We start from the raw sequence: 2,751 nt of genomic DNA on the forward strand, positions 1-2,751 counted from the left end.
CCTTGATATCTAAGTATTGTTCAACAATCTGGGGCTTAACATAAAGAAGGAGCGTAATTCTTGCTGTAGAACCGCCCGATTGTAGAAGTATCTTGTTTAAGATAGGCCCTTATAGTTTGTTACTGATTTGTACAAGATGTTTCTTATTTCCCTGTTTCACTAAATTGCTTAATCCGTTCACCAATTTCGTCACGAACACGCTGAAATTCAGACCACACTTTTCCGGCCGGATCATCAAATCCCCAGTGTTCACGCTTCACATGTGGCGGTGTAATTGGACATTTATCAGCAGCATCTCCACATAATGTAACCACTAAATCAGCATTATTTAAGATTTCAGGATCAATAGTATTTGATGTTTGACTGGAAATATCAACACCAGCTTCCTGCATGGTCTTTATAGCATTCGGGTTTAAGCCATGTGCTTCTATTCCAGCACTGTATACCTTCCACTCTTCACCTAAATATTTCTTTGCCCAACCTTCAGCCATTTGGCTGCGGCAAGAGTTTCCTGTACACAAAAAATAAATAGTTTTTTTAGACATGATCTAATTCCCCTTTTAGTAAAGTAATAATGCTGCATACAGACCTAGTAAAGTGATAAATAGAATAGGAATTGTTAAGATAATCCCTGTTTTAAAATAGGTTCCCCATGAGATCTTAACTCCTTTTTGAGATAAAACGTGGAGCCATACTAAGGTTGCTAATGAGCCGATTGGGGTAATTTTCGGACCTAAGTCGGAACCGATCACATTGGCATAAATAAGAGCCTCTCGGATTGTGCCGGAAGTATTTGTTTCGGCAATCGCTAATGCATCGATCATGACAGTTGGCATATTATTCATCAAAGATGATAAGAAAGCCGCTATAAAGCCCATACCTATCGTTGCAACAAATAAACCTTGCTCAGCAGTTGCTTGAATGACACTAGCTAACGATTCAGTTAGCCAAGCATTTCCTAAACCGTATACGATCACATACATCCCTATTGAGAAAAAGACAATTGCCCAGGGAGCACCTTTTACAACTGTTTTTGTATTAACCGCATTACTTCTTCTTGCCATCAATAAAAAGAAGATTGCAATGCACCCTGCAACAAGTGACACAGGGATTTGAGTGTATTCGCTAGAAAAGTAACCAATCAGCAATATCCCAAGGACATACCAAGACAGTCGAAACATTTTATAGTCCTTAATGGCTTCAACAGGTTTTCTTAATTTAGATAAATCATACGTATTTGGAATACTGTTTCTAAAATAAATTAATAAGACAGTAATCGTTGCTACTATTGAGAAAAGGTTAGGAATAATCATTCTTGAAGCATACTCTACAAATCCAATGTTAAAGAAATCAGCCGATACAATGTTGACTAAGTTACTTACCACAAATGGAAGGGAAGTCGTATCTGCAATAAATCCACTCGCCATAATAAATGGAAAGATCATCTTTTCTTTAAATTCCAAATTACGAACCATCGCTAAAACAATTGGTGTCAAAATTAAGGCAGCTCCATCATTTGCAAAAAGTGCAGCAACGATAGCTCCTAAAATGCTAATATAGATAAACATTTTAATTCCATTTCCTTTTGCAACTCTGGCCATATGTAGTGCTGCCCATTCAAATAACCCAATCTCGTCTAAAATTAGTGAAATAAGAATGATTGCTACAAATGATAATGTCGCATTCCATGTAATTCCGATAACTTCAAGTACATCATTAAACCCAACTACACCTAATAATAAAGCTATAATTGCCCCGCCACATGCACTCCAACCAATATTTAATCCTTTTGGCTGCCAGATAACGAGAATAAGTGTTGCTAAAAAAATTATTGTTGCTACTATTGCTGTAATCACTAAATTTAACCTCCATCACTCGCACGGTGTACACACTTTCTCTTATTAGCAGCAAGAGCTACTTGTTTCTCTTTTAGGAACCACACAACAAGCAAATTCTATTTTATGGACATCACTATCAGCTCTTGTAAAGAAAAACTCCCACTCATTTCCGTCTGGATCGGTTACCCAAAATTTATCTTGTACGGCATAACAACACGTTGTATCCATCTCATCACGTGCGAAAAAACCTTCTTTTTCAAGTCTTTCCTTATGAGCTGTAATTTCTTCACTTGTTTCAACCTGAAAACCGAAATGGTTTACCTGATTCCCGTTCACTTCATCCCGAACATTTAGTGTAAAATTTAGTCCTGGACTCTCTAGTAAGAATTTCGCATAATCAGCCTTTACTTTAACAGGTTCTACTCCGAATACCTTTTGATAAAACTCAATGGATTTCTCTAAATGCGTAACGTTAATTCCAACGTGAACATATTTCATAAATTTATTCCTCCTAATTTTTAATAGATCAAAAAAAATTGATGTATAGCACAAAAAATTAGCAGCAGCTTCCTTTTCCAGTTTTTCTAAATACACAACAAAGTTCCTCAGATAATAAATTGTTTACTTCATCATCATTTAAATCATAAAAACTCCATGTGCCCTTTGTTTCCTTTCTTATTAGGTTTGCATCTAATAAAATTTTCAGGTGATAAGAAAGTTTTGATTGGGTCATCCCGAAAGTTTCTGTTAAATCACATACACATGTTTGTCCTTTTTGACAAAGTTCATACATGATTTCTAATCGTTTCTGATCGGCTAAGGCTTTAAATTTTTTTTCATATTGCTCAAATTGATTTATCATTAAAGTCATATACATTTTCTCCTTTCATCAATTTTTTTTGATATTTAAAGT

General features: G+C 35.6%; 4 protein-coding genes. All 4 read right to left on the minus strand.

The genetic code is table 11. From position 1 onward, the window contains the following. Positions 1 to 143: 143 nt before the first annotated feature. From arsC to arsR, 4 genes are read right to left on the minus strand one after another with little or no spacing between them, the layout of a single operon-like run. Positions 144 to 545, minus strand: a complete 402-nt coding sequence (gene arsC, locus V7149_RS22695) for an arsenate reductase (thioredoxin) (protein ID WP_335347852.1) — start codon at positions 543 to 545, stop codon at positions 144 to 146. Positions 546 to 560: 15 nt separating this feature from the next. After that, complete coding sequence (locus V7149_RS22700) at positions 561 to 1,856, minus strand: arsenic transporter (RefSeq protein ID WP_335347853.1); 1,296 nt, start codon at positions 1,854 to 1,856, stop codon at positions 561 to 563. Positions 1,857 to 1,901: 45 nt separating this feature from the next. Next, entirely contained in the window at positions 1,902 to 2,336 is a 435-nt protein-coding gene (locus tag V7149_RS22705; protein ID WP_335347854.1) for an ArsI/CadI family heavy metal resistance metalloenzyme, read from the minus strand. A gap of 58 nt (positions 2,337 to 2,394) precedes the next feature. Further along, positions 2,395 to 2,700, minus strand: a complete 306-nt coding sequence (gene arsR / locus V7149_RS22710) for an arsenical resistance operon transcriptional regulator ArsR (protein WP_335347855.1) — start codon at positions 2,698 to 2,700, stop codon at positions 2,395 to 2,397. Between the last annotated feature and the right edge of the window lie 51 nt (positions 2,701 to 2,751).

It is taken from the genome of Bacillus sp. JJ1503, from assembly GCF_036965125.1.
Classification (GTDB): domain Bacteria; phylum Bacillota; class Bacilli; order Bacillales; family Cytobacillaceae; genus Cytobacillus.